Origin of the sequence: Paenibacillus hamazuiensis (assembly GCF_023276405.1) — a bacterium.
Lineage (GTDB): Bacteria > Bacillota > Bacilli > Paenibacillales > NBRC-103111 > Paenibacillus_AF > Paenibacillus_AF hamazuiensis.
Genome location: NZ_JALRMO010000001.1, coordinates 55,165 through 78,452 on the forward strand (window position 1 = coordinate 55,165; position 23,288 = coordinate 78,452).

Annotated in this window: 20 protein-coding genes; 16 read left to right on the top strand and 4 right to left on the bottom strand. The window is 50.2% G+C overall.

Annotated elements, in window-relative coordinates:
- Positions 1-5 precede the first annotated feature (5 nt).
- On the top strand, positions 6-929 hold the full coding sequence (locus tag MYS68_RS00225) for an RNA polymerase sigma-70 factor (protein ID WP_248923885.1): 924 nt from the start codon (positions 6-8) through the stop codon (positions 927-929).
- An 818-nt stretch (positions 930-1,747) separates the two neighbouring features.
- Here MYS68_RS00225 and MYS68_RS00230 read toward each other — a convergent pair.
- The gene (locus MYS68_RS00230; protein WP_248923886.1) at positions 1,748-2,701 is read right to left on the bottom strand and encodes a DMT family transporter; all 954 of its coding nucleotides are present in this window, start codon (positions 2,699-2,701) and stop codon (positions 1,748-1,750) included.
- Positions 2,702-2,840: 139 nt separating this feature from the next.
- Here MYS68_RS00230 and MYS68_RS00235 point away from each other — a divergent pair, with 139 nt between their 5' ends.
- The 8 genes from MYS68_RS00235 (at position 2,841) to MYS68_RS00270 (ending at position 12,300) form a co-directional block, all read left to right on the top strand.
- Positions 2,841-3,707 carry a LysR family transcriptional regulator gene (locus MYS68_RS00235; RefSeq protein WP_248923887.1) on the top strand — a complete coding sequence of 289 codons (867 nt, stop codon included), beginning with the start codon at positions 2,841-2,843 and terminating at the stop codon, positions 3,705-3,707.
- A 628-nt stretch (positions 3,708-4,335) separates the two neighbouring features.
- The gene (locus MYS68_RS00240) at positions 4,336-4,986 is read left to right on the top strand and encodes a chromate transporter (protein ID WP_275983401.1); all 651 of its coding nucleotides are present in this window, start codon (positions 4,336-4,338) and stop codon (positions 4,984-4,986) included.
- A 4-nt stretch (positions 4,987-4,990) separates the two neighbouring features.
- Complete coding sequence (locus MYS68_RS00245; RefSeq protein ID WP_338043536.1) at positions 4,991-5,533, top strand: chromate transporter; 543 nt, start codon at positions 4,991-4,993, stop codon at positions 5,531-5,533.
- A 279-nt stretch (positions 5,534-5,812) separates the two neighbouring features.
- Positions 5,813-7,684 carry a cache domain-containing sensor histidine kinase gene (locus MYS68_RS00250; RefSeq protein ID WP_248923889.1) on the top strand — a complete coding sequence of 624 codons (1,872 nt, stop codon included), beginning with the start codon at positions 5,813-5,815 and terminating at the stop codon, positions 7,682-7,684.
- Positions 7,659-9,164, top strand: coding sequence for a response regulator transcription factor (locus tag MYS68_RS00255; RefSeq protein ID WP_248923890.1), 1,506 nt, complete (start codon positions 7,659-7,661; stop codon positions 9,162-9,164). The genes MYS68_RS00250 and MYS68_RS00255 overlap by 26 nt, the downstream gene beginning before the upstream one ends.
- Before the next feature lie 74 nt (positions 9,165-9,238).
- The gene (locus MYS68_RS00260; RefSeq protein WP_248923891.1) at positions 9,239-10,534 is read left to right on the top strand and encodes an ABC transporter substrate-binding protein; all 1,296 of its coding nucleotides are present in this window, start codon (positions 9,239-9,241) and stop codon (positions 10,532-10,534) included.
- A 64-nt stretch (positions 10,535-10,598) separates the two neighbouring features.
- The gene (locus tag MYS68_RS00265; RefSeq protein WP_248923892.1) at positions 10,599-11,471 is read left to right on the top strand and encodes a carbohydrate ABC transporter permease; all 873 of its coding nucleotides are present in this window, start codon (positions 10,599-10,601) and stop codon (positions 11,469-11,471) included.
- A 1-nt stretch (position 11,472) separates the two neighbouring features.
- Positions 11,473-12,300 carry a carbohydrate ABC transporter permease gene (locus tag MYS68_RS00270; protein WP_248923893.1) on the top strand — a complete coding sequence of 276 codons (828 nt, stop codon included), beginning with the start codon at positions 11,473-11,475 and terminating at the stop codon, positions 12,298-12,300.
- A gap of 15 nt (positions 12,301-12,315) precedes the next feature.
- Here the strand turns inward: MYS68_RS00270 and MYS68_RS00275 are convergent, their stop codons facing one another.
- Positions 12,316-13,293, bottom strand: coding sequence for an AraC family transcriptional regulator (locus tag MYS68_RS00275; RefSeq protein ID WP_248923894.1), 978 nt, complete (start codon positions 13,291-13,293; stop codon positions 12,316-12,318).
- 178 nt (positions 13,294-13,471) lie between these two features.
- On the opposite strand from MYS68_RS00275, the gene MYS68_RS00280 reads away from it, so the two are divergent.
- Positions 13,472-16,270, top strand: a complete 2,799-nt coding sequence (locus MYS68_RS00280) for an alpha-L-rhamnosidase (protein ID WP_248923895.1) — start codon at positions 13,472-13,474, stop codon at positions 16,268-16,270.
- A gap of 26 nt (positions 16,271-16,296) precedes the next feature.
- Here MYS68_RS00280 and MYS68_RS00285 read toward each other — a convergent pair whose 3' ends face one another.
- Positions 16,297-17,667 carry a hypothetical protein gene (locus tag MYS68_RS00285; RefSeq protein WP_248923896.1) on the bottom strand — a complete coding sequence of 457 codons (1,371 nt, stop codon included), beginning with the start codon at positions 17,665-17,667 and terminating at the stop codon, positions 16,297-16,299.
- A 318-nt stretch (positions 17,668-17,985) separates the two neighbouring features.
- On the opposite strand from MYS68_RS00285, the gene MYS68_RS39000 reads away from it, so the two are divergent.
- From MYS68_RS39000 to MYS68_RS00300, 4 genes are all read left to right on the top strand, one after another.
- A complete protein-coding gene (locus tag MYS68_RS39000) occupies positions 17,986-18,228 on the top strand; it encodes an HPr family phosphocarrier protein (protein ID WP_420852195.1) in 243 nt (80 codons plus the stop codon).
- 232 nt (positions 18,229-18,460) lie between these two features.
- Entirely contained in the window at positions 18,461-19,243 is a 783-nt protein-coding gene (locus tag MYS68_RS00290) for an ABC transporter ATP-binding protein (protein ID WP_248930766.1), read from the top strand.
- A 16-nt stretch (positions 19,244-19,259) separates the two neighbouring features.
- Entirely contained in the window at positions 19,260-20,249 is a 990-nt protein-coding gene (locus MYS68_RS00295; RefSeq protein ID WP_248923897.1) for an ABC transporter substrate-binding protein, read from the top strand.
- A gap of 1 nt (position 20,250) precedes the next feature.
- The gene (locus tag MYS68_RS00300) at positions 20,251-21,018 is read left to right on the top strand and encodes an ABC transporter permease (protein ID WP_248923898.1); all 768 of its coding nucleotides are present in this window, start codon (positions 20,251-20,253) and stop codon (positions 21,016-21,018) included.
- A gap of 1 nt (position 21,019) precedes the next feature.
- Here the strand turns inward: MYS68_RS00300 and MYS68_RS00305 are convergent, their stop codons facing one another.
- Entirely contained in the window at positions 21,020-21,442 is a 423-nt protein-coding gene (locus tag MYS68_RS00305; protein WP_248923899.1) for a winged helix-turn-helix transcriptional regulator, read from the bottom strand.
- A 102-nt stretch (positions 21,443-21,544) separates the two neighbouring features.
- Between MYS68_RS00305 and MYS68_RS00310 the strand changes: the two genes are divergently transcribed.
- Both MYS68_RS00310 and MYS68_RS00315 read left to right on the top strand, forming a co-directional pair.
- Complete coding sequence (locus MYS68_RS00310; RefSeq protein WP_248923900.1) at positions 21,545-22,087, top strand: DUF4242 domain-containing protein; 543 nt, start codon at positions 21,545-21,547, stop codon at positions 22,085-22,087.
- A gap of 26 nt (positions 22,088-22,113) precedes the next feature.
- Complete coding sequence (locus MYS68_RS00315; protein ID WP_248923901.1) at positions 22,114-23,181, top strand: acyl-CoA dehydrogenase; 1,068 nt, start codon at positions 22,114-22,116, stop codon at positions 23,179-23,181.
- The last annotated feature ends 107 nt before the right edge of the window (positions 23,182-23,288 follow it).

A 23,288-nucleotide genomic window follows, 5' to 3' on the forward strand; every position in this document is an offset into this window, starting at 1 on the left:
TGATCGTGGATACGGATCAGCTGTACCACACTTACAAACCATTGCTGTTTTCGCTGGCCTACCGCATGATGGGGAGCGTCATGGATGCGGAAGACATCGTACAGGAAGCCTTTCTTTCCCTGAGTGAAGCATCTTCTGGCGAGAAAATTCTCAACATGAAAGCATATTTGTGCAAAACCGTCACGAACCGTTGTCTCGATATATTGCGGTCAAGCGCCAAAAAACGGGAGATGTACGTCGGGCCGTGGCTGCCCGAACCACTCGCCTACGACAGGGAAAGAAGCGACAGCAACGGAGGGGCTATTAGCGATCCGGCCCGTTCTTACTTGCGGAAAGAATCGATGTCTACCGCTTATCTGCTTTTGCTGCAGCAGCTGTCGGCTGTGGAACGGGCCGTATTTTTGCTGCGCGAGGTGTTCGAATACGAATACGATGAAATCGCCGCCATTGTCGGCAAAAGCAGCTCAAACTGCCGGCAAATTTTTCACCGTGCGAAGCGGAGCATCGGCGACTTTCCCGAAGACAGCGCTGAGCTGAAGGCAACCAGAGGAGTTCAGGTCGAACAGTTTGCCGAGTTTCTTGCAGCCGGCAACATCATGAAGCTGCTGCAGCTGCTCGCGCCGGACGCCATCCTGCTATCCGATGGGGGAGGTAAAGTCAACGCGCCTATTCACCCCATCTTCACGGCGGAACGAATTGGCCGTTTCTTTGACGGGGTTTGGAAAAAATCCGCAACCGGGCTCTCGTATCGGCTGCTGTCCATTAATGGCGAGCCGGGTATGATCGCACGTGCCGATAACTATAAAACGGCCTGGTCGTTTCAATACCGGGACGATAAAATATCGCACATTTATCTGGTGGCCAACCCGGATAAGCTGGCACATATCCGGTTCGATGACAACGGAGGCAGGTCGCTCATTCTCGGATAACGGCAACGAAGCCGGCCCATTAAGGCCGGCTGTCGTTCTTTTTTTGACGGGTGCATATGCCGCGTTCATACAGGGGGGATCTCGGTTTGCCAATCTTATCGTTCATCTTTTTTGCTGCCCTCATATTTCTTCTCATTGTCGGAATAAGAAGACGAAGCGCCCGCGGCGGAAGACCCGGGTATACTTTTTGCCTTCCGCAATCGGACACCGCGGAGACTTTAAGGCACATCGCCTCATTGCCGTACATCGATGAGCACACGACGATCATTGCGGCGGAGACCGACGTCGTTTGGCGCGGTCTGTGCGAAACGGTGGAGCGGTCCTTCTCGCGCCCCGGAATGGCCCGCTACGCGAGATTCGTTGGAGCCGTTTATTGCACAGCAACCGGACCTCGGCCCCTTGCCGCGGGTTCGACGTTTCCCGGTTTTCGGGTAGTTTCTTCAGTCCCGGGACGAAAGCTGGTGCTTGAAGGATGCCACCGTTTCTCGTCCTATTCCATGATCGTACGCCTGGAAAATGAAAGTCCCGGGAGGTCGCGGATAAGCGCCGAAAGTCGGGCTGCTTTTCCCGGCCTGGCCGGACGCCTCTATCGGCTGCTCGTCATTGGGACCGGTGGGCACGTAGTTGGGATGCGGCGGCTGCTCTCGGCAGTTCGCCGTCGCTCGGAGCAGCGCCTTTCCCAGACTGTCGATTAATCGTCGGGAACGGTTTCCTTGTCCTTATCCCTTTTAATCGACGATTTCTTTCCAGGCTCAAGGCAACGGCGCTATGATCCGCGGCAGAGGCACGCCATCTGGCGCGCCTCTGTCGGATTTATCTCAGGCAGAGGGTGCGGTTTCCCGTTTCCTCGCACGCATTCGTCCGGCGACATTGTTTGCGATAAGCGCCAGCAGTGTCAAAACGATACCGGCCAACTCCGGAACGCCGATGCGGTAACCCGAGATCACGGTAATTGCCGTCGACATTATGGGAACGATATTGCTCGTAATTACCGAGGCATCGACCGGTGAAATGATTTTGCAGGCCGTATTCCAGGCGAGCACGGCGGCTACGCCGGCAATCAGCCCCATGTAGAGGAAGGGCACCGTGTTCGCCGTCAAATCGTGCCATGCAGGCGGTTCCAGCAAGCCGAGCTTGGTGCCTGCGATAATAATTACCGCATTGCTTATAGTCCCCCCAATGCAGGTGAGAGTCGTGTAGCGAAGCGGAGACCAGGAAGGGAACAGCGATGCCCCGACCGTAAACGTGCACCAGCACACGACGGCAGCCAGCATGAGCGCAATGGCCCATACGGTGCTGCCGCCGGCAATGAGCCCTCCGGCATTGCCCTTGGTTGCCACGAGAAACACGCCGACCAGTCCGACCACGATGCAGAAGACTGTTGTGAGCGACATTCGAACCCCTTTCCAGATGAGCAAAATGATAGCCGTCACAAGAGGCATGACCCCCATCATCACCGAAGAAACGATCGGCCCGGAAGGTCCCGCCAAACGTTGGCCGATGAAAACGAGCCCGTTATAACCCGTAAACGCCAGCGTGCCTAACAGCCATACCAGCCATGCCTTACCTTCCGGTTTAAAGGAACTAAAGCCTTCCCTGAACGCCAGCAAAGGCACGAACGCCACTGCCGCAAGCAAATAACGAATTCCTACGAAGTATAACGGGGACACGTTTTGTAAAATATGTCCCGCCACCGGAAACTGCGCTCCGAAGGCTGCCCCTGCGAACAAGCAGCAGATCAGCCCCAGCCACCATCCTTTTTTTATTGACATGGGTACCTCTCCTTCCGACTTCTCTATTATCTATACGCTGTGTTATGATGGATACAATTGATGATAACGCGAACAGGACGGTTATGGAACTTCCTCTTCGTAGTATAGATATAACATTTCGTTATGGGAGGGCTGCCGGATGCAGGTGGAATGGTACCGTAGTTTTACGGAAGCGGCGAAATGGAGAAGTTTGTCCAAAGCTGCCGACAAACTTAGATTGACCCAGCCGGCTGTCAGCAAGCACATACGGCAGCTGGAAACCGCCTACGGCGTCGAACTGTTCAGACGAACAGCCGCGGGTGTCGATTTGACGGAAGCCGGCAAACTGTTTTTGGAGCGGATTATGCCCGTCGTGCAATCGCTCGATACAATCGAGTTGGAAATGCGCCAATATGCGGCCGAACCGGGCTATACACTCGGCAGTCTGCCGAGCGTAGCGACGCAGGTGCTTCTCGGACGGCTGCAGGAATATCATGCCGCGGGCAACCCGATTACTATCAAAGTCCGGCAAAGATCGGCCGAGCTGCGGGAAGAACTTCAGGAAGGGGCTTTCGACGCCGCTCTTATGGATGCCGCTTGCGCGGGAGGACGGCTGTGGATCCGGGAGCTGTTCACCGAAGCTTATTTAGCCGTCATTCCGGAAGGCCATAAGCTGCAAGGGCGCACCGCTTTAAGCCTGACGGAGTTGAAAGACGAGCCTTTTGTGCTCACGACGTTATGCGATACGCACACCCGATTTTCAACGCTTGCGGAGAAGCACGGCTACCGCCCCGACATTAAGCTGGAAGTAGACAGCAGCGACTTCCTGCTCGGCGTCGTGGCCGGCGGGACCGGCATTACCGTGCTGCCTGAACTGTTCCGGGCACAGGCGGAGCGGCTGGGACTGCACACGATACCGATAGCGGAACCCGAATTGCGCCGCACGATCGTACTCGCCGCACGAACCGCCGATACCGGCACTAAGTTGTTCAGGCTGCTGAGACTCGGGCACGTTCCGTCGGCATGACCGGATTTGGGTAACGCCGCGTGTGGGCGGCACAGGATGAATTGCGATAATTTTCTTTTTTTTGTAAACGTGCTCAGCCCTGCATCTTCCGATTGTTGAATGAGCATTAAAGCACATAAGTCAAGGCCCGAGCGATGGTCATAAACTGTAACGGTTGTGATAGCGCTTATTTAGCTGAAAATGCTCATTTTCAAATTTTAACGTTTGCCACTGAGCTTTTTTGAAGATTTACCGATATGAGATCGCCATATTGCTCAAATAACCCTTAACCAGAACCGTTACAATTTTAAAACCCGCAATTTCCTCGCAATAACCTACGTGGCAACCGTTAGAGTTTTACCGCACCCAACTCTAATGCAATGATGTTCAGAAACTTCCCCCGAATCGGTCGTTCATCCTGGAAGGACTTCGTTGGAAGTTTTTCATTTTTCGGTCTTTATTCCATATTGAAATAAACAACTAATCTTATCGGACTTTACGCAATAATTCCTAGTCAATTTTATACAAAAAATGGATAATATTGCGGCGATAATATGAACTTATTAAAACGATATATAATTATTAATTCCAAAATGAATTAAAGTGGTGTAAAATAAAATCAACAGAACAAGCTGGAGGGAGCATGCTTATGAGCAGGGATCGAAAACGGTTATTCGAGATCTTTTGGACCTTTTTCCTTATCGGACCATCTACTTTCGGCGGAGGTTACGCCATGATTCCCGTGATCCATAAGGAAGTTGTAGAGAAAAAGCAGTGGGTGAAAGAAGACGAAATGTCCGACGTGTTATCCATTGCCGGCTCTGCGCCGGGCGGGATCGGCGTTAACGCCTCCGCTTTTATCGGCTATCGTTTGGCGGGGACCAAAGGGGCGGCGGCTGCCGTACTGGGCATTGCGCTGCCAACTTTTTTGATCGTTTTAATTCTTACCCTGCTCTTCTCCATGCTGGACTCGAATCCGAAGGTTCAGGCGGCGCTGGAGGGCATCCATGCGGCCATTGTCGGACTCATCGTAGTTGCCGCATACAACATGGGAAAGTCGGCGATCTACGACAAAACAACATTGATTTTGACTGCGGCAACGGCGGGTGCTTTACTGGCGCTCCATCTGAATCCGCTTGCGGCAATCCTGATCGGATTGTTCGTAGGACTGCCGTGCGTATGGGTAAAGGAGAAGTTCGGCTACAAGGTGCGTTTGGAAAAAAATGAACATGCCGAAGGTGAAGAGACATCTTCACGGGAATACCGCTATTCCGATTATTTTATCGCCGAGGGAATATGATCAGATGATGTATACCATTTGGAGTCTATTCATTACTTTTCTCAAGGTCGGCTTCATCTCCTTCGGCGGCGGATATGCGATGATTCCGGTTATCCAGCAGGAGGTTCAAAGCCATCGCTGGCTTTCCGATCAAGAGTTTACGGATGCCGTATCTTTGGCAGGAATGGCGCCGGGGCCCATAGCCACGAATAGCGCCACGTTGATAGGTTATAAAACGGCGGGTATTATCGGTTCGATCGCTGCTACGCTTGGAATGATTCTGCCATCGCTAATTCTAATCATATTGATTGCAGCATACTTTTATCGAATCAACCGGCATAAGTGGGTCAGATCTTCTTTTTACGGGCTTCGTCCGGTAGTTACGGGGCTTATTATTTATGCGGCGATTCACTTCGGGTACCCAAAGGGCGGTCAAGACATTGACTGGCACATCTATGCGAGTTTGTTAATAACAGCCGGAGTGATCACCGCCATCATCAAGTACAAGATGAACGTGCTTGCGGTCATTCTTATATCCGCCTTGGTCGGCATTGCTTTGTTTAGCTAAAAACGACAGTTAAATACGGATGGACCAGCGGGCCTGCCAGGTTGGCGGGCTCTTTCGTTTTTTTATTAAGGCAGGGGTGTTAATGTTCAAAAAAAGAAATCGGTTCCAACTTTACGGATTATGTCGTTTCACTTAGAATGAGAAAAGCCAGCGCAAGCTGATGTTAAGTTTATATACCTATAACGAATCAGACGGAAAAATGCAGGATGGTTGTCGCTTTGGGGGACATGAGTCGGTATGCGATGAAACAGAATAAAAAACAATAGGAGACAATTTGCGATGATGCACCCAGCCAACTGGCGTTTAAAAAATAAAATTGCCGCCGCCATATCCGTTATTTTCTGCTTCAGCCTTATCGTGATCGGCACCTTGGTTTATTACAAAATGGCAAAGGACTACGAACAGCGGACGCTTAATTTAATGGATGCCACGATCCGACAGATGAATATAACGATGGATGTCCACATGCAAAATATCGAAAGATTATCCGTGTCCATTCTAAGCGATCCCATCATACAAAGAGTGCTCAGAAAACCGTCGGAACTCGGGGTGCAGGAAGATAACAACGAAATGAACTACCGAATGCTGCTGCTGTCTTCGCCATGGCCTTATATCCAAGGGGTAAATATATTCTCGGAAGACGGCCGGGTTTTTAATTTGTCTCGCGGCGACGATCCCGGGTCCGATTTCTCCGTACGGGACGAGCCGTGGTACGATTTGATGTCAAGCACCAGCGCTCCCGTTCTGCTCTATATGCCGACGGGATCGGCATCCGCATCGGTTCCGAATCCGGGGACGGTTTTTTCGTTAATTCGCCCGATCAACGATTTGGATACCGGGAAACGTCTGGCATTCATGAAAATCGATTTGCAAACCGAGCTTTTTGGGTCCATAACCGTAAACAATTCCCAGCTGGATCAGCAATTAAAGATAAGGTACATCGTTCTGCAAGACCGGAACGTGATGTTTGACAGCCATCATCGGCTGACCGGACAGAAGCTGGACGATGCGGCGGTTCAAAGCTTTAACGGAAAGTCGGGTCTTATGGTCTGGGATGGGGAGCGCTATTTATATTCCGCCGCCGAATCGTCCGGCACGCATTGGAAAACGGTATCCATCCTGCCGTATTCGGAATCGGTCAAAGAATCGATAAAAATAAGAAACCTTCTGATAGGGCTTGGCATTTCCTTTCTCATCATCATCGCGCTATTCTCATATTATCTTGCCTCAAGAATCGTACAGCCGTTATCCAAAGTAATGGTGACGATGAAACGGGTTGAGATGGGAGATTTTAAAGTGCGCTTATATGAGAGAGGCAGCCGGGATGAGATCGGGCAGCTTTCCCGCATTTTTAACATGATGCTGGAAAGCGTGGATCATCTGATTCATCGGGTGTACCAAGCGGAGCTTCGGGAAAAAGATGCGCAGCTTCAGGCGCTCCAGGCGCAGATAAACCCACATATGCTGTTTAACACCCTGAATCTTATGAAGGCGCTCTGCCGTAAACGGGAAGTTCCGGATGTGGCGCTTATGGCCGAATCTTTGGCCGATTTGTTTCGTTATTGCCTGCAGGATTGGAAAAGAACGGTAACTTTGAGCGAAGAGATCGGGCATATCCGAAATTATATGCGCATTCAGGAATTGCGTTTTCCCAATAAATTGGAATTCCGCTGCGATGTGCCCGAGCCGTTGACGCGGTCCCAGGTTGTCCGGCTTTCCATCCAGCCGTTAGTGGAAAATGCGGTGATTTACGGCGTCGAGCAATCGTTGGACAAATGTACGGTTGAAGTTACGGCCAGGCACGGAACGATTTGGAGCGAAAACGGGCAGATAAGCATAGAAACGGTTGTCATTTCCGTTACGGATACGGGGCCGGGTATTCCGAAGGAGCGGCTGAAGCGGATCCGGGGCCACCTTGCGGGCGGCGGAGACGATCTTTCGGATGCGCCCGATTACGAAGGAAGAAAACTCGGCATCGGCCTTATGAATGTACAAAAGAGGCTGCAGCTGCTGTTTGGCAATACGTTTGGACTTCGCATTCAAAGCGCCTCGGGCATTGGGACAAGAGTTGTTTTAACGGTACCCTATTCAGATTCTATCGTTGACAGGGAGGGAAGGCACAATCATGAATATTTTGGTAGCGGAAGATGAACTGATAGCTTTGGAGGAAATCGAATACATGCTTCAGACGTACACGGACCGCCATTCCGTTTATACAGCTCAAAACGCCTTTAAGATTTTGGAACTGTGCCGGGAAGTTCGGCCCGACGTTCTCATTACCGATATTCGAATGCCACAAATGGACGGGCTGGAGCTGATCGGAGCCTTAAAGCGGCATTTTCCCGACATGGCGGCGATCATCACAAGCGGTTATGACGATTTCTCCTATGCCCGCAAAGGAATGCAGCTCGGCGTAAAAGAGTATTTGCTAAAACCGCTTAAAGAAAGCGCCCTTCATCAGGCAGTGGATAAAGCGATCCGCGAGCTTCAGGAGGAAATGGCAAAAAATCGGAAGCTGAGCGATTGGACATTGATCAGAGAGCTGCTTGGACAAGCAAGCGATGCGTCGGAAAATTTGGCAGGCGAGCCATGCGGCATTGTGATGTCCTTCTTGGGGAACGAAACCAGCTCCGAAGTATGGGATCCTAATCTGCAAATTCAAGCCGGCGACATTGAGGGGCTTCCTCCCGAAACCCGCATCGTATATCCCGATTCCAAAAAACAATGCGTGATTGTAACGTGCCGGTCTAAAGAGGCCATCGTCCACCAGCTTGGCGGCTGGGCGAGAAAAATTCATGAGGCGGCTTTGCGCCGAGCCGGCACTTGCGTTCATACGACTTTTTTCATCAAGGAAAGCGGCGACACTTTACATTCCGCCTATGCGTCGGGAGTTCAGAGAATCGAACAGCAAATGAGGCTCGATTCCAGTACGATCACGGACGGTTATTCCCGGCACGCCCATCCCGATCTCACGCGAACCTGGGAGAAAGTAAGAATGCTCGAAATTTACTTATCCAAAAGAGAACTGCAAAAAGTCCGGCCCGAAATCGACAAAATGATAAATGAGCTGAAGATCCGCCAGCTGACCGTAAAAGAGCTGGTGATCTTTATGACGGACATGCTCACTGCTCTGCAGTACAATTTGACCCAGTCTCTTAGCAAAAAAATTGCAGAGGTTGACGACATTGCATCGTCCATCAAAAAAATGACCTCCTACGCGGAGCTGGGAGATTGGCTTCAGCAGCAATTGTTGGAGTACTTGAATAAACTCGGAACGAACAACCTGGATGCGAGAGAACTCGTGCAAATGCTGATGCATCAAGTCAAACATAGCTTTGAAGCGCCCGATTCCCTGCAGCAATTCGCCAAAGAGCATCATGTGAGCGCCGGTTATTTGTCCAGAATGTTCAAAACGGAGCTTGGCATCCATTTCTCCGACTATTTGCTCGAGATCCGTATGGAACGAGCCAGGTCTCTGCTCGATATCGGAACGCTGAGCCTTGCGGAAGTGAGCCGTCGCGTCGGTTATGACGATCCCAAGTATTTCAGCCAATTGTTTAAAAAAACCTACGGGATAACTCCGAGCGAATACGGCAAACAGAAAAAAAATTCCCCCCGGATCGGAAAATAATTATAACTTCAACATATGAAGAAATCTTTAAAATAAAAGATGTGTTTAAGACAAAAGGGGAGGTTGACTTGAAAATGAAACCGTTTCAACGCTTCAAAAAAACGTCCATGCTCTCGGCCATGGCGGCGTTGGCTTTAACGGCAACGGCGTGCGGCGGAGCGGGAGGGGCCGGCGGCAAAACCGGGACGCCTGCCGGCAAGCAGAACGAGCCGGTTACCTTGAAATTGTATATGGCCAATACTTCGGATATGGCGATAATGCCGGAGGTGAACCGCAAATTCGAAGAACAAAATCCCGGCATCAAAATCGATTTGCAAACGGCGCCGGTCGATCAGTTTGAAACCGTTATCAAAACCAAACTGGCTTCGGGAGATGCACCGGATATTTTCACCATTTACGCCGGAACGAAAAAAGACTCCTTTGTGAAAGCCGGCTATCTCATGGATTTAAGCGACCAGCCTTGGGTCAGCCGACTAACGGACGGGGCGAAAGAGGTTTCCAGCAAGGATGGCAAAGTGTATGGCCTGCCTAACAGACAAAACGTAATTGGCGTCATATACAACAAAAAAATATTCAACAATCTGGGAATTGCCGTACCGACCAATTGGGACGAGTTTCTGGCGGCGTGTCAAAAAATCAAGGATGCCGGCATCACTCCGCTCGGGCTTGGAATGAAGGATCAATTCGTAACCCAGCTTGTTCCGTACGCGATGGCGCCTTCGGCTATTTACCGGAATCAGCCGGATTTCGACAAAAACATGTACGCAGGGAAGATAACGTTTACAGGCTCTCCCTGGGAACAAATGATGAAAGATTACTTGGAGCTTAATGAAAAAGGATATTTCAACAAAGATCCGCTCGGGACTTCCAATGACCTGGTGATGCAAACGATGGCTTCGGAAAAGATCGCAATGACGGTTACGCTGCATGGCCGCATTGCTGCGCTGCGAACGGCAAATGCCAATCTTGAATTGGGAATGTTCCCGCTCCCTTATGTCAAAGCCGGGGAGAAAATTTGGGTATCGTCGATGCCGGCGATCTATGGCGGGATTTATGCGAAGACGAAGCACCCCGCGGAAGCGAAAAAATATTTCGAGTTTCTGGCCAGTCCGGAGATCGCGCAAACGATCCTGAAAGCGACGAATTCCTTTTCGGTTTATAAAGACGTAACTGCCGAACTAGATCCGGCGCTTAAAGATATTACGGAAGGGTTGAAGGTCGGAAGTTATGCCTTCCTTGACTCGGTATGGCCGAACACGGTTCAGCCGATTATGTTCCAACAAATCCAAAACGTATTTGCAGGCAAGAAAATTGCAGAAATGTTAACTGCCATGGATAAAGCGTTCAAGGATGGGGCGGCTCAGCAGTAATGCGGGCGAGAAAAAGGGGCCGGGCGCAGAATTGCGTCCGGTATTTTTGTGAGGAGGGAGTACGATGAGAAAATACTGGGTGGACGGAACGTTTATTCTCCCGGCATTCGTTGTTTTTACTGTGTTTCTGGTCATCCCGGTCCTTAGCAGCTTTTATTACAGCTTGACGGATTGGAACGGATTGAATCCGGAAACGCATTTTGTCGGATTAAGCAATTATTTCAAGCTGTTGACCGATCAGGACGTGTGGAATGCGATTAAAAACACGTTCCTGATTGCCATCTGCCTTACTGTGGGGAAAAACGTCTTGGGACTGACTTTGGCCCTCGGACTACAGGGGACGGGGAGAATCCATCGAATATTGCGGGTCTGGTATTTGATTCCGGTTATGCTGAGCGCTCTGGCCATCGGTTACATCTGGGCTTATATGTACAGTCCGTCCGACGGCGTAATCAATACGCTGCTGGGAATGCTCCATCTGGACGGTCTCGCCCGAGACTGGCTTGGTCAAAGCGATCTTGCCATCTACAGCATCATTTTTGTCAGCATTTGGCATTTCGTCGGCTTCACCATGATTATTTATGTTGCCGGGCTCCAGTCGGTCCCCTCCGAAGTTTACGAAGCGGCGTATATCGACGGAGCAGGAAGATGGAGCATGTTCAAAAATGTCACGTTTCCGCTTATTGCACCGTCCTTCACGGTGAATATGATTGTCAACATGATTGTAGGCATCAAAATTTTCGATACGATCTTCGTCATGACAAACGGAGGGCCGGGCACTTCGACCGAAAATCTCTCCATCCTGCTTTACCGGCAGGCTTTCAGCTTTGACCGGATGGGGTATGCGAGCGCAATTGCCGTCGTTATGTTCATGACCATCCTGATTTTATCGATTGTGCAAATTACTTTGCTTAGAAAAAGGGAGGTCGAGTACTGATATGGATCTCTACAATCGAAACAGCCTTTTGACCCGGTTCATTTTGGCCTTATGGGCGATCGTTGTGCTGATTCCGATCCTGATCGTCGTATTCGTCGCAGTAAAGGCGCCTTCCGAACTGGCGCAAGGTCCCTTGAGCATGCCGGCCTCCCTGGAATGGGCGAATTTTGCCGCCGCATGGAACCAAGGTGCGATGAGCAGCTCGCTGATGAACAGCATCGCGATAGCCGGAACTTCCGTTATTACGATCATTTTGCTCAGTTCGGCGGCGGCCTACCCGCTGTCCCGCCGGAAAAAGAAGTGGGCAACGGTCACATACCTGTATTTTCTTTCCGGCATGATGATTCCGTTTCAAATGACCATGATTCCGTTATACAAACTGCTGGGCCAATTGAACCTGATAGGCAAATACCCGGGGCCTATTTTTATATACATCGCCCTCGGCCTGCCATTTTCCATTTTTTTGTATACGGCATTTTTCAAGTCCATCCCGCAGGAGATCGAGGAATCCGCTTTGATCGACGGCTGCGGCCCTTATCGAACGTTTTGGTCGATCCTGTTTCCTTTGCTGAAGCCGGTCACTTCGACATTATTAATCATGAACACGCTGACCATATGGAACGATTTCTTCGTTCCGCTGCTTTTCCTGCAAAGCAAACAAGCCAGGACGATTCCGCTCTCGATCTATTCCTTCACGGGGGAATTCGTCAATCAATGGAACTTGATTTTTGCGGCGGTCATCATAGGCTCTTTGCCTCTTATCCTGCTGTTCCTTGTTTTGCAAAAACAATTTATCCAAGGCATGGCCAGCGGAGCTGTTAAAGGATGAGCGGAGAGGCCCGTGTCAATGGTTGCGATGAACGGCACGGTATTCCGCGGGACTCATCCGGAAACGTTCCTTAAAATTTTTATAGAAAAAATGAATATTCTTGTATCCGACATGTTCCGAAATCTCGGCGATGTTAAGATCGGTGTTTTTGAGCAGCAGGCTTGCCTTTTTTACCCGGATATCCTGAACGACTTTGATAAAGCTTTGTCCGAAATGGTCTTTTATGATTTTACTTAAATAGTTCGGATGAAAATGAAAATGCTTTGCCGCTGAAGTCAGGTCTATCGTTTGATAACGGCTCTCCATGTAGTGAATAATATCCGCCATGTTTACCGTTCTCTTGACGCTGTCCGTTTCGCTGCCGGCATTGGCATCTTTATGGAGACGCAGCAATTCGGTAAATAGCAGAACCAGATAACTGCCAATCGCTTCTTCGGAGCATATGTCGGAGCTGTAGTATTCGCGGACCAGTTCCGTCATAAAACTGCGAACCCGCGGGCTGCTTTGCGACGGAAACAGGATGTATTCGCTGTGCTCCTGGCTTTTATATACGGCATTGACAAAAAATTCGGAGAGCACATTATTGCCGGCTAACCTGTGGATTAAATGGCTGTCGTAATAGCTTTTTCTCATCAAGCAATTAATGATGATGTCGTTTTCTCCGGCTGCTTCGATGGAATGAGCGACATTCGTATCCAGAATAATAAGCTGGCCTTCCGACAAAGTGATCTTGTTGTTATTTATCGTTTGGGTAAGCGTTCCCGAGTAAACGTAGCTCATTTCGATGAATTCATGCCGATGCTCCGGAATAATGGCAAATCGCGGATGCTTATTGATGGCAATGTGTTGATCCGTTTTAAAAAAGAAGCTTTCGCTAATTTTATCGTTGACGTATATGTCACCCGTGTGCTGCAGCAGCCAAGGCTGCCCCCAATGCTTGCGCTCAAATTCATTGATGCTGCGGAGGAACGGATCGACATCTTGGATGTCCATAAAACCTCTCCTTGCACAAAAAGTTTGAAACGGTTAATAAACTGACTTGGTATGGATATTTGAATGGGTTCAAGATTATCTTATCATAAGAGTGAATGACATATAAGATCATATTTGATTCGGATAATCATGTGGTTGAAACGTACAGAAACCAAGTTTTATTTGGGAGGGCGAACATATGGCAACTGGGGATTTGGAGGCGGGACAGCTTTTATGCGAATCGATGGTCAACCCGGTAGGCATCGACATGTTGGCCCCGCGTTTTAGCTGGCAGCTGAAGTCGGAGCGGCGCGGGGGGCTTCAAGCGGCTTATCGCATTATGGTGGCGGACAGTGAAGAAAACCTGCTGCGATGTACCGATCTTTGCTGGGATTCGGGCAAGGTGCAGTCCGACGAGTCGGTATTTTGCACTTATGAGGGCGAACCTCTAACTTCCCGAAAAAGGTATTACTGGCGCGTGAAAGTATGGGATCAGACAGAAGCCGAATCGGATTGGAGTACGGTCGCTTATTGGGAAATGGGGCTGCTGCAGCGGGAAGATTGGAAGGCACTGTGGATCGAGCCGAAGCAAGAGCCTGTGGCGGAGGACCCTATCCTAAGCTTACGCGAAGCGCTGCAATGCGATAACCCGACGGATACGTCCGTATTGCACCCATGCCCTTATCTGCGCAAAACATTTTCCGCTTCATCCGCCGTACGCAAGGCACGGCTGTATGCAACCGCACACGGCGTCTATGTATTCGAGATCAATGGTCAAAAAGCGGGCAACCAGGAACTTGCGCCCGAGTTTACATCTTATGACCGCTACCTTCAATATCAAACTTACGATGTGACGGATTTGGTGAAAAACGGAGAGAACGCCATCGGCGCTATTTTGGCGGACGGCTGGTATGCAGGGCGAATCGGTCTCGCCGGAAACAGCTGCCAATATGGCGACAAGTTAGGGCTGTTGTTTCAGCTGGAGCTCGAATACGAAGACAGAACGCAGGAGATCATCGTCTCCGATCAGCAAGTCAAATGTTCAACCGGTCATCTTATTTACTCGGATATATTCATCGGTGAAAAAGTGGATGCCAGACTGATCAAAGACGGGTGGACACTTCCGGATTACGATGACTCCGCATGGGATCCCGTCAGTGCAGCTCATTTCGATATGTCGGGCCTGGTTGCGCATTATGGCGAGCCTGTGCGGGTTGTGGAAACGTTGCCTGCCGTTCGGGTGATAACGACTCCCAAAGGCGAAACGGTCATCGATTTCGGGCAGGTGATAGCGGGGCGCGTTTCCATGAGAGTGGAAGGGCCGGCGGGCACTGAAATCACCCTGGAGCATTCGGAAGTGCTCGATGAACACGGGAATTTTCTGAACAATATTAAGGGACGGCATAAAGATCAAAAAGATATCTACATTCTCCGCGGAGGAGAGCCGGAAACGTTCGAGCCTTTGTTCACGTTTCACGGGTTCCGTTATGTGAAGGTATCGGGTTATCCGGGCGTCGTGTTGCCCGAACGCTTTACGGCAGCTGTTCTATCTTCGGACATGAGATATACCGGCTCGTTTGAATGCTCCGATGCGAGAATCAACCGATTGCAGATGAACATTATGTGGAGCCAGAAAACGAATATGCTGTCGATCCCGATGGATTGTCCGCAAAGGGAGCGCGCCGGTTGGACGGGAGATATCCAAGTATTTGCTCCCACCTCGGCATTCAATATGGACGTGCTCGCATTTTTAACGCGCTGGCTCCGCAACCTTGCGCTCGAACAGCTGCCGAACGGAGAGGTGCCGAATGGCGTCCCTTATCATAAAAGCTTTATACATATCGACCACACCTTGATGGGAAAAGATTCTTCGGCAGGCTGGGGCGATGCGGTGATCATCGTTCCTTGGGCATTGTACGAGGCGTATGGCGATGTCAAGGTGCTTGAGGAATTTTATGAGCCGATGGTCAAATGGATCGATTACGTCCGCCGGACTGCGGAAAACGAGATGCCGGACAACTTTGATCAAATGGATGACGTACAGAAGGAAAGACAGAAGTATCTCTGGAATACCGGATATCACTTTGGCGACTGGCTGATGCCAAGCGCTTCCAGCCCCCAGGACAGCGCCATAAAGACCAAAGAACCGGTAGCGACATCCTTTTACGCTTATTCTGCTGCGCTGCTTTCCAAAATTGCAGATGTGCTCGGCAAGCATTCGGATGCAGAATACTATTCCGACTTGAACCGGCGTATTCGGAAAGCGTTCTCGGAACAATATTTGCAGTATGACGGAACATTGTCCGCTCATTTTCAAGGCGCTTATGTGCTGGCACTGCAGTTCGATCTTGTTCCGGAAGAGGCCCGCGGCAAAGTGGCGGAGCAATTGGCCCGCCTCATCGAAGAAAATGGCTGCCGGCTCGACACGGGATTCGTCTCCGTACCGTTCCTGCTGGATGTGCTCTGTAAATACGGCAAACGGGATCTGGCATACAAGCTTTTATTCCAAACGGAATGCCCTTCATGGCTGTATGAAGTGGAGCGGGGCGCAACGACCATTTGGGAAGCTTGGGATGCCATTAAACCGGACGGCACCGTTTCTTCGATGTCCTTTAACCATTACGCGTTCGGCTGCGTCGGCGATTGGCTGTACCGGGAAGTCGCCGGTCTCCGGAAAGAGCAAGCGGGATATAAGAAAATCCGCATCCAGCCGGACGTTGAATGCGGGCTGTCCCATGCGTCGGCGAAATATGAATCCCGGTATGGGACCATCGTCTCGGGCTGGAGCAAGCAGGGGCGCCGGATAACCGTTACAGCCATCATACCGCCGAATACAACGGGTACTGTCATTCTTCCGAATGCCATGCATGAAAATGTGAAAGAATCCGAAATGCCTCTGAATGAAGCATTAGGGATTCTTTCGTACCGGCAAACCAATTCGGGTGTATCGGTGCATCTGGGCAGTGGGAGCTATCGGTTTACTTATGATCTTGCATAAAAATTATGCCATGTTTTTACCGGCATTTATTTATATCCGCCGAGCAAATAATTATAGAAGGGCTCGTCCACCCAAAATTTGTACGATTCAATTTTGACCTTGGGGGCGATTTTGTTCAGACCGGCGGCAATTTCGGCGGCTTTATTTTCCAGCGAGAACGACTGCGCATAATACGAGCCGTTAGCAACCTTGTTGTTGGCGATGACTTTGTAATCGGTTTGTTCCGTCAGCGAATAATATAGCGGCTGCCACCAGGAGGAATAAATCAGCCCGGGTTGATCTTCGGCATTTTTCTTTGCATATTGATGGATGATGGAGTTAAATTGGGCTTTTTGATCAACCGTATCGAATTCAAAGGAAATGTCGTATTCTTTGGCATAAGCGATATAGTTGCCGTTCTCGATGCGTACGACATGGAAGTTGTCGGTCTGAACCGGATCCCCCCACTCCTTGAGATAAATATAAGCGGAGGTTTTCGGCTCAACCTGCACCTTGGCGTTTAATCCTTCGCTGCGCAGCAGGCCGATAAGCTGCAGAGCGTGCGTGATATCGTCATGACCATACGTCAACGACAGCTCCGGGTCAAAATTCGGGTTATAACGCGAATCCTTCAGGTTGTAGCCGGTAATCAGATTGTCCTTAAGGGCGGTATCGAAAATCGATTTCAACTCTTCCGGTTGAATCAGATCTGCGGCCCGGAAAGCTTGATATACACGGCTGAAAACCGTATCGTCCTGCACGCGGGCAACATAATGTTTATCATCGCCGTGAAACGAGATGATTTTCCCCAGAAGAATTGCGGCAAAATCACCGGATGCCTCCTCAGCGGGGCGAAAGGAATCTTGCAACTCCGCAGGAAGCAATCCGGTATCTACCGCTGCGGCCAATTCCTGAGCCGCCTGCAGCTCGTAATCATCCCGTTCGGCGTGAATCTTGAGCAGTGCGCTGCGAATTTTGGATTCCGGATACGTGTAGGCGAGCTCTTTCAAATTCGCGGCTTTCAGGGAAAGGAAGACGGCCCCGAGCTTGGTTAACGGCTGTTCGGCCTGTACGTTTGGGTCGGTGATCACTCCGCTTTCATAGAGGGCATTGGAGGCGCGATAATAAGGACTATCGTGTTTGAGATCGGTAACAGAATTCGAATGTTTAGGCTCAAGCTTGAGAATTCGGGCGATATGATTGATAAATTCGCCCTTCGTCGGGGAGGGAGACACGCCGATGTCATACCGGTCTTGCAGATATTCCCGGTACTCCTTGGCCTCAAGCCCGAACTTCTCGGCGACAGCCGGTGCGGATTCTTCCGCATATGCCGCATTAGGCGCCAATGCCGCAGCAATGAGGGTGGCCAAAACGGCGGTCTGCAAAGTTTTGTACCATGTAAAGCGGGACGAAGTCATGTTATTGCCTCCTTATACGGCTGGTACTTTTTTAATTCATACTACTTAAGTGGGTATTATTGGATATATGTTAATCGATCGATATATTTGTGTCAAATAGTATTTTTGGAGCAACAAACATAATATACAGGCATTGACGAAAAAAACGAATAAAGTTATAATACGATAAAACATAGTATTCCAATTGGAATTATGAATTAACCGGACGACTGGAGATTCGCCTATTTTATAGGTTGGAATCTCCTTTTTAATTTCACCAGTTGAAGGAAGGAGAAGGTACTGTTGACTATTTTACGACGATATAAGCTGCTTAAGGGGTTGTCGCTAAAGCAAACCCTGGATTTCGTTAATGAGGCAAACCGGTTCAAAAGCCATATCTCGTTCTCATCGGGAGGGTATGTGTTGAATTGTAAAGGGGTTCTCGGCATGGTGTCGTTCTTTTCGCAATCCCGAACATTCGAGGAAATACAATTGATCATCGACGGTGCCGATGCCGAAGAAGCGAATAAGGTGCTAGAGTCCATATTGTTTACCTGCAGCGCTCCCTCGCTTCGTACATAGGTGCAAAAACCAAGCGGCATTTTCGGGTCAAAAAGGGGGAAACGCGAATGCTATGGAAACATTACTTGGGGTATGGGAGGGACGGCAGTTGAAAGGATAAGACATCGCCAAAACGAGGCGGTGTTTTTTTATTAAAACAAGGTTGCATAATTTAACAAAGTATAATAAAATAACTTTTACATAAATACCTATTAAACAACTAGGAATTATTGGTGATGAAGGAGGTGGATCCATCTTGGAGCCGGCCGTTTCCGTTGCGGTACATCATGTAACTAAAAGCTTCGCAGCCGGAGGCAAACATGAACGAATATTAAACGACGTTTCTTTTCATGTCCGGGAAGGGGAGATCGTTTCGATTTTGGGCCAAAGCGGCTGCGGGAAGAGCACTCTGCTTGGATTAATTGCGGGCTTCGACAAACCGGACGAAGGACGCATTCTCACGTCCGGACAAGAAGTGAAGGGGCCGGCCAAACACTGCGTCATGCTCTTTCAAAATTACGGGCTGCTGCCTTGGCGCTCTGTTGCGAGCAACGTGGAGCTCGGTTTGCTTGAATTGCCGGCAGAAGAGAGAAGAAGCCGCGCCCTTGCTTATTTGAAGCTGGTGGGCCTGGGCGATCGCGCCGGCCATTTCCCGCATCAATTGTCGGGCGGAATGCAGCAAAGGGCTGCATTGGCTCGAGCGCTTGCCATCAGACCGAAAATCATTCTGATGGATGAACCTTTCGCCGCATTGGACACATTTACGAGGTATTACTTGCAAAACGAGCTTCTTAACATTCATGCGAGAGAACAAACGACGATTGTTTTAGTCACTCATGATATCGACGAAGCGGTCTTTTTATCGGATCGCGTTCTTATTATGGGAGCGGGTCCGGGACAAATCCGAAGAGAATTTCGTTTGCAATCGTCCAGACCCAGAGACCGCGGACACGACGAATTCCAGCATTACAGGAAATTGATTTTGGATGAATTCCGTTTTACGGATGGACCGTCCGCGGAAGAGTACAGCATTTAACCGGGAGGAACGTTTCATGAACAACCGCTTCAGGCGTATGATGTCATTGTTTTTGCTCATTGCGGTGATAGGGATTACAGCGTGCGGTCAAACGAAGCAGCAAGCCGCAGAACCGGCATCAGGTGCCGCATCCGGAGAAGCAAAAACGATCAAAATCGGCTATTTGCCGATCACCCATGCCGCACCGCTTTATATTGAAGATGCGCTGGGCAAGGACAGCTTTACCAAGTTCAAGCTGGAGCTTGTCAAATTCGGCTCATGGCCCGATCTGATGGATGCGCTGAGCACGGGGAAAATCGACGGGGCATCCGTACTCGTGGAGCTTGCCATGAAAGCGAAGGAGCAGGGGATCGATTTAAAGGCGGTGGCGCTCGGGCATAAGGACGGCAACGTTATCGTGACTTCCAACGACATCAACCGGCCGGCAGATCTGAAAGGGAAGAAGTTCGCCATTCCGCACAAGTTTTCCACACATAACGTTTTGCTCTACCAAATGTTAAAAAAAGCGGGTATGCAGTACAGCGATGTCAATGTGATCGAGCTTGCTCCCGCCGAAATGCCGGCCGCGCTGGCCGAAGGGAGAATATCCGGATACGTGGTGGCGGAGCCGTTCGGCGCCAAATCCGTGGTCATTAAAAAGGGGAAAGCATTATTCCAATCCGAAGAAATCTGGAAAAATTCCGTAGACTGCGCGCTTGTATTGCGAAACGATTTGCTGAAAAACAACAAGGACGCTGCGCTGGAATTCATCGGAGAATACCTGAAGGCCGGGAAAAAAGCGGAGTTAAAAGATGAGCAGGCCAAAAACATTTTAGGAAAGTATATGAATGTGGAGAAAGACGTCCTGGAGCTGTCTCTTCAGTGGATCTCCTATGGCGATCTGAAATTAACCGAAGATGCTTACGAGCAGTTGAGAACTTATATGATAGAAATGGGGTTGTCCGCGAATCCCCCGGCATATAAGGATTTTGTCGACAATTCCTTTTTCGATCAAGTAAAAGGCTGATATGAAAGCCGCTAGAACATTCATCCATGTGCTGGTCGCAATCGTCGTATTGGTCGCAGCATGGCAATCCGTCGTCGTTTTCGGCGGGTACGAGCCGAGCTTGCTGCCTTCCCCGCGGAGTGTAGGGAAGGCGATTATGAAGCTGCTTGCGGACGGAACGCTGCTGGTACATTTGAAGGTCAGCCTGTTCCGTTTTGTCACAGGGTATGTCAGTGCATCGATTTCAGCTATCGTCATCGGCCTTATTCTGGGAAGGCTTCTGTGGTTATGGGGGTTCGTCGATCCGGTCGTACAGTTGATCAGGCCGGTGTCCCCGATCGCTTGGTCGCCTTTTATCGTACTCTGGTTTGGAATCGGGGACGCGCCGGCCATCGTCATCATCTTTTTGGCCGCTTTTTTCCCGGTGCTGCTGTCCACCGTTTCCGCGCTTCGAAAGGTGGACCCGATCTATTTGAAAGTTGCGCAAAATTTCGAAATTTCGCGCTATCATCTGCTGACGAAAATCATCTTTCCCGCGGTGTTCCCGTTTATCGCGAACGGATTGCATATTGCAGTAGGGACTTCATGGATATTTCTGGTATCCGGTGAAATGGTCGGCACGCAATCGGGCCTTGGCTATATGATCGTAGATGCCAGAAACCAGCTTCGTCTCGACCTGGTTCTGGCGGGCATCATCTTTATCGGGCTGTGCGGGCTGCTGCTGGACCGTTCGATCCGTTTGCTGGAGCGGTGGATCAACAGGCAGTGGGGAATTACCCGCGACGTCTGAGCTAAATTTCGACGGCCGACACATCGTCCACATTTTCCCGGCAGTGCGGGCAGTAATAAGTCAGCTCGATTTCGTGGCCGCATTTCCGATGAATAAGCTTTTTGTAACATTTCTCGAGATGCTGCCGGCCCCAAAGAAGAAGGGCGTTAAAGACGCCCTCCAAATCTTTGCCGCTGTCGGTCAGCTTGTATTGATAACGAGGCGGATGATCGGAGTAGAGGGTGGAGACGACGAGTCCGCCGTCCTCCAAATACTTTAACCGGTCGGACAGCATTTTGGAGGAGATGCCGGAAAGCGCCTTTTTGATCTCGTTAAACGTGCTTCGGCCTACCAATATTTCATGGATGACGAGCAGCGTCCACCGGTCGCCGATAATGTTTAACGTTTGAGCTATATTGCAAGGCAAATCGTAACGTTCTTTCATAGGGAAAAAACCTCCGTAGATATAAGCTTCCACTGGCATGGATATTAGGTTCCCAAAATATACTTAGTTAAAATTATATATGATTTTAAGGAGAGATGAAACATGGCATTGTTTTTGGTGGAGTCCGTATTAACGAAAGCAGTTCAAGATCAGGATCAACTGGAGCGGACGATCTCAACGATCGGTCGGGAGCTCGCCCGAAAAAACGTAAGTCTCGTCGAGGTTCAAGTATCCCGCGATTTTTCCAGAGCGTTTTTTATATTCGACGGCGAAAACCGCGGCCTCATTAATGAGGGATTGCGCGAACTGGGCATCTCCGTCACGCTGATCAAGCCGGTACGGCTGATTGGTCAGGATGTCGAAGCCGTCAAGCGAAAGACCGACGCCGTCAATTATTTGGTGGAATGGAACCTGCCCGACGGCATTACGATGGAACAGTACCTGGAACGCAAGAAATCGAACTCGGTTCACTATGCCGAGGTGCCGGAGGTGGCGTTCTCCAGAACGTACGTATGCGAGGACATGACCAAATGTCTTTGCTTCTACGATGCGCCGGATGAAGCTGCTGTGAAGCGGGCGCGGGAAGCGGTAAAAGCTCCGATTGACAGCATTACGGAAATTTTGCCTAAAGCGCAATTAGATTGAAACGGTCCGGAAGGAGCTTGAACGGAATGGAGACGGCTGATAGGAAGACGGTCCTGGAACAATGCATTCGGGAGAAGCTGAAACCGATTGTTCGAAAAATCGATGCGGATGCCTGCTACCCGCTGGAATATTTATCAACGCTCGGCACTTCCGGTCTCCTCAGATCGGACAATATCTCCCCGGCGGAAACCGTGCGAAGAGACGTCATGCTGATCGAGGAAACCGCGAAAACGTGTATGACCACAGCGTTTAATCTATGGTGCCATCTGGCTGCTTCCACTTATTTGCGCAGAAGCGACAATAGCTACCTTAAGCATACTGTGCTGACCGGGCTGGAAAACGGCAAGCTGCGCGGAGGCACAGGACTGTCCAACCCGATGAAATATTACGGGGGGCTGGAAAAGCTTCATCTGTCGGCAGAGCGGGCGGATACGGGAGGATATACGGTTTCCGGACAGCTCCCGATGGTGTCCAACCTGGGAGCGGACCATTGGTTCGGCATCGTCGCATCGGTGGAGGACCGCTATCGAATGATGGCCTTCGTTTCCTGTCATGTCCCGAACCTGATCATGAAGGAAAAGCTCGGTTATTTGGCTTTGAACGGCAGTGCAACGTACGCCTGCTCGTTCGATCGGACGCCGATTCCGGACGAGTGGGTCCTCTCCGAAAACGCGGACGATTTTATCGTTCGGATCAGGCCGATTTTTTTGCTTTACCAAATTCCTTTGGGGCTTGGCGTGACTGCGGCTTCCATCAAGTCCATTGAGAAAGCGGAGGGGCGGCAGGGCGGCTGCAACCGCTACTTGCCGGTTCAACGGAGCGAGCTGAACGAGGAACTTGGACGGCTGCGGGAGATGACCTATTCGTTCTGCGGCATGCCGAATCCTGCCGAGCAGTGGAAGTCGCTTTTGGAACTTCGGCTGCAGGTTGTTCTTCTGACGTTAAAGGCCGTTCAAGCCGATATGCTGCACCAGGGGGGCTCCGCCTATTTGCAAGCGAGCGAGCCGTCGCGACGGCTGAGGGAGGCTTACTTTTTGGCGAATTTAACGCCGACGGTCAAACATTTGGAAAAGCTCAGAAGCGGCATCTCTTGAATTCAATGCAATCAATCGTATCGGTATGTCCGACAAATGTGTTCGACCCGGCTCCGATTGGAATACCGCCTGGAATGAAAAAAAATTTTTTGGGTGACCCTCCGAAA

Coding starts and splice junctions, on each gene's coding strand:
- MYS68_RS00265 (WP_248923892.1), top strand. CDS start 10,599: ATGAGAAAATACTGGGTGGACGGAACGTTTATTCTCCCGGCATTCGTT.
- MYS68_RS00255 (WP_248923890.1), top strand. CDS start 7,659: ATGAATATTTTGGTAGCGGAAGATGAACTGATAGCTTTGGAGGAAATC.
- MYS68_RS00240 (WP_275983401.1), top strand. CDS start 4,336: ATGAGCAGGGATCGAAAACGGTTATTCGAGATCTTTTGGACCTTTTTC.
- MYS68_RS00300 (WP_248923898.1), top strand. CDS start 20,251: ATGAAAGCCGCTAGAACATTCATCCATGTGCTGGTCGCAATCGTCGTA.
- MYS68_RS00270 (WP_248923893.1), top strand. CDS start 11,473: ATGGATCTCTACAATCGAAACAGCCTTTTGACCCGGTTCATTTTGGCC.
- MYS68_RS00250 (WP_248923889.1), top strand. CDS start 5,813: ATGATGCACCCAGCCAACTGGCGTTTAAAAAATAAAATTGCCGCCGCC.
- MYS68_RS00315 (WP_248923901.1), top strand. CDS start 22,114: ATGGAGACGGCTGATAGGAAGACGGTCCTGGAACAATGCATTCGGGAG.
- MYS68_RS00305 (WP_248923899.1), bottom strand. CDS start 21,442: ATGAAAGAACGTTACGATTTGCCTTGCAATATAGCTCAAACGTTAAAC.
- MYS68_RS00245 (WP_338043536.1), top strand. CDS start 4,991: ATGATGTATACCATTTGGAGTCTATTCATTACTTTTCTCAAGGTCGGC.
- MYS68_RS00310 (WP_248923900.1), top strand. CDS start 21,545: ATGGCATTGTTTTTGGTGGAGTCCGTATTAACGAAAGCAGTTCAAGAT.
- MYS68_RS00285 (WP_248923896.1), bottom strand. CDS start 17,667: ATGACTTCGTCCCGCTTTACATGGTACAAAACTTTGCAGACCGCCGTT.
- MYS68_RS00235 (WP_248923887.1), top strand. CDS start 2,841: ATGCAGGTGGAATGGTACCGTAGTTTTACGGAAGCGGCGAAATGGAGA.
- MYS68_RS00230 (WP_248923886.1), bottom strand. CDS start 2,701: ATGTCAATAAAAAAAGGATGGTGGCTGGGGCTGATCTGCTGCTTGTTC.
- MYS68_RS00295 (WP_248923897.1), top strand. CDS start 19,260: ATGAACAACCGCTTCAGGCGTATGATGTCATTGTTTTTGCTCATTGCG.
- MYS68_RS00260 (WP_248923891.1), top strand. CDS start 9,239: ATGAAACCGTTTCAACGCTTCAAAAAAACGTCCATGCTCTCGGCCATG.
- MYS68_RS00275 (WP_248923894.1), bottom strand. CDS start 13,293: ATGGACATCCAAGATGTCGATCCGTTCCTCCGCAGCATCAATGAATTT.
- MYS68_RS00280 (WP_248923895.1), top strand. CDS start 13,472: ATGGCAACTGGGGATTTGGAGGCGGGACAGCTTTTATGCGAATCGATG.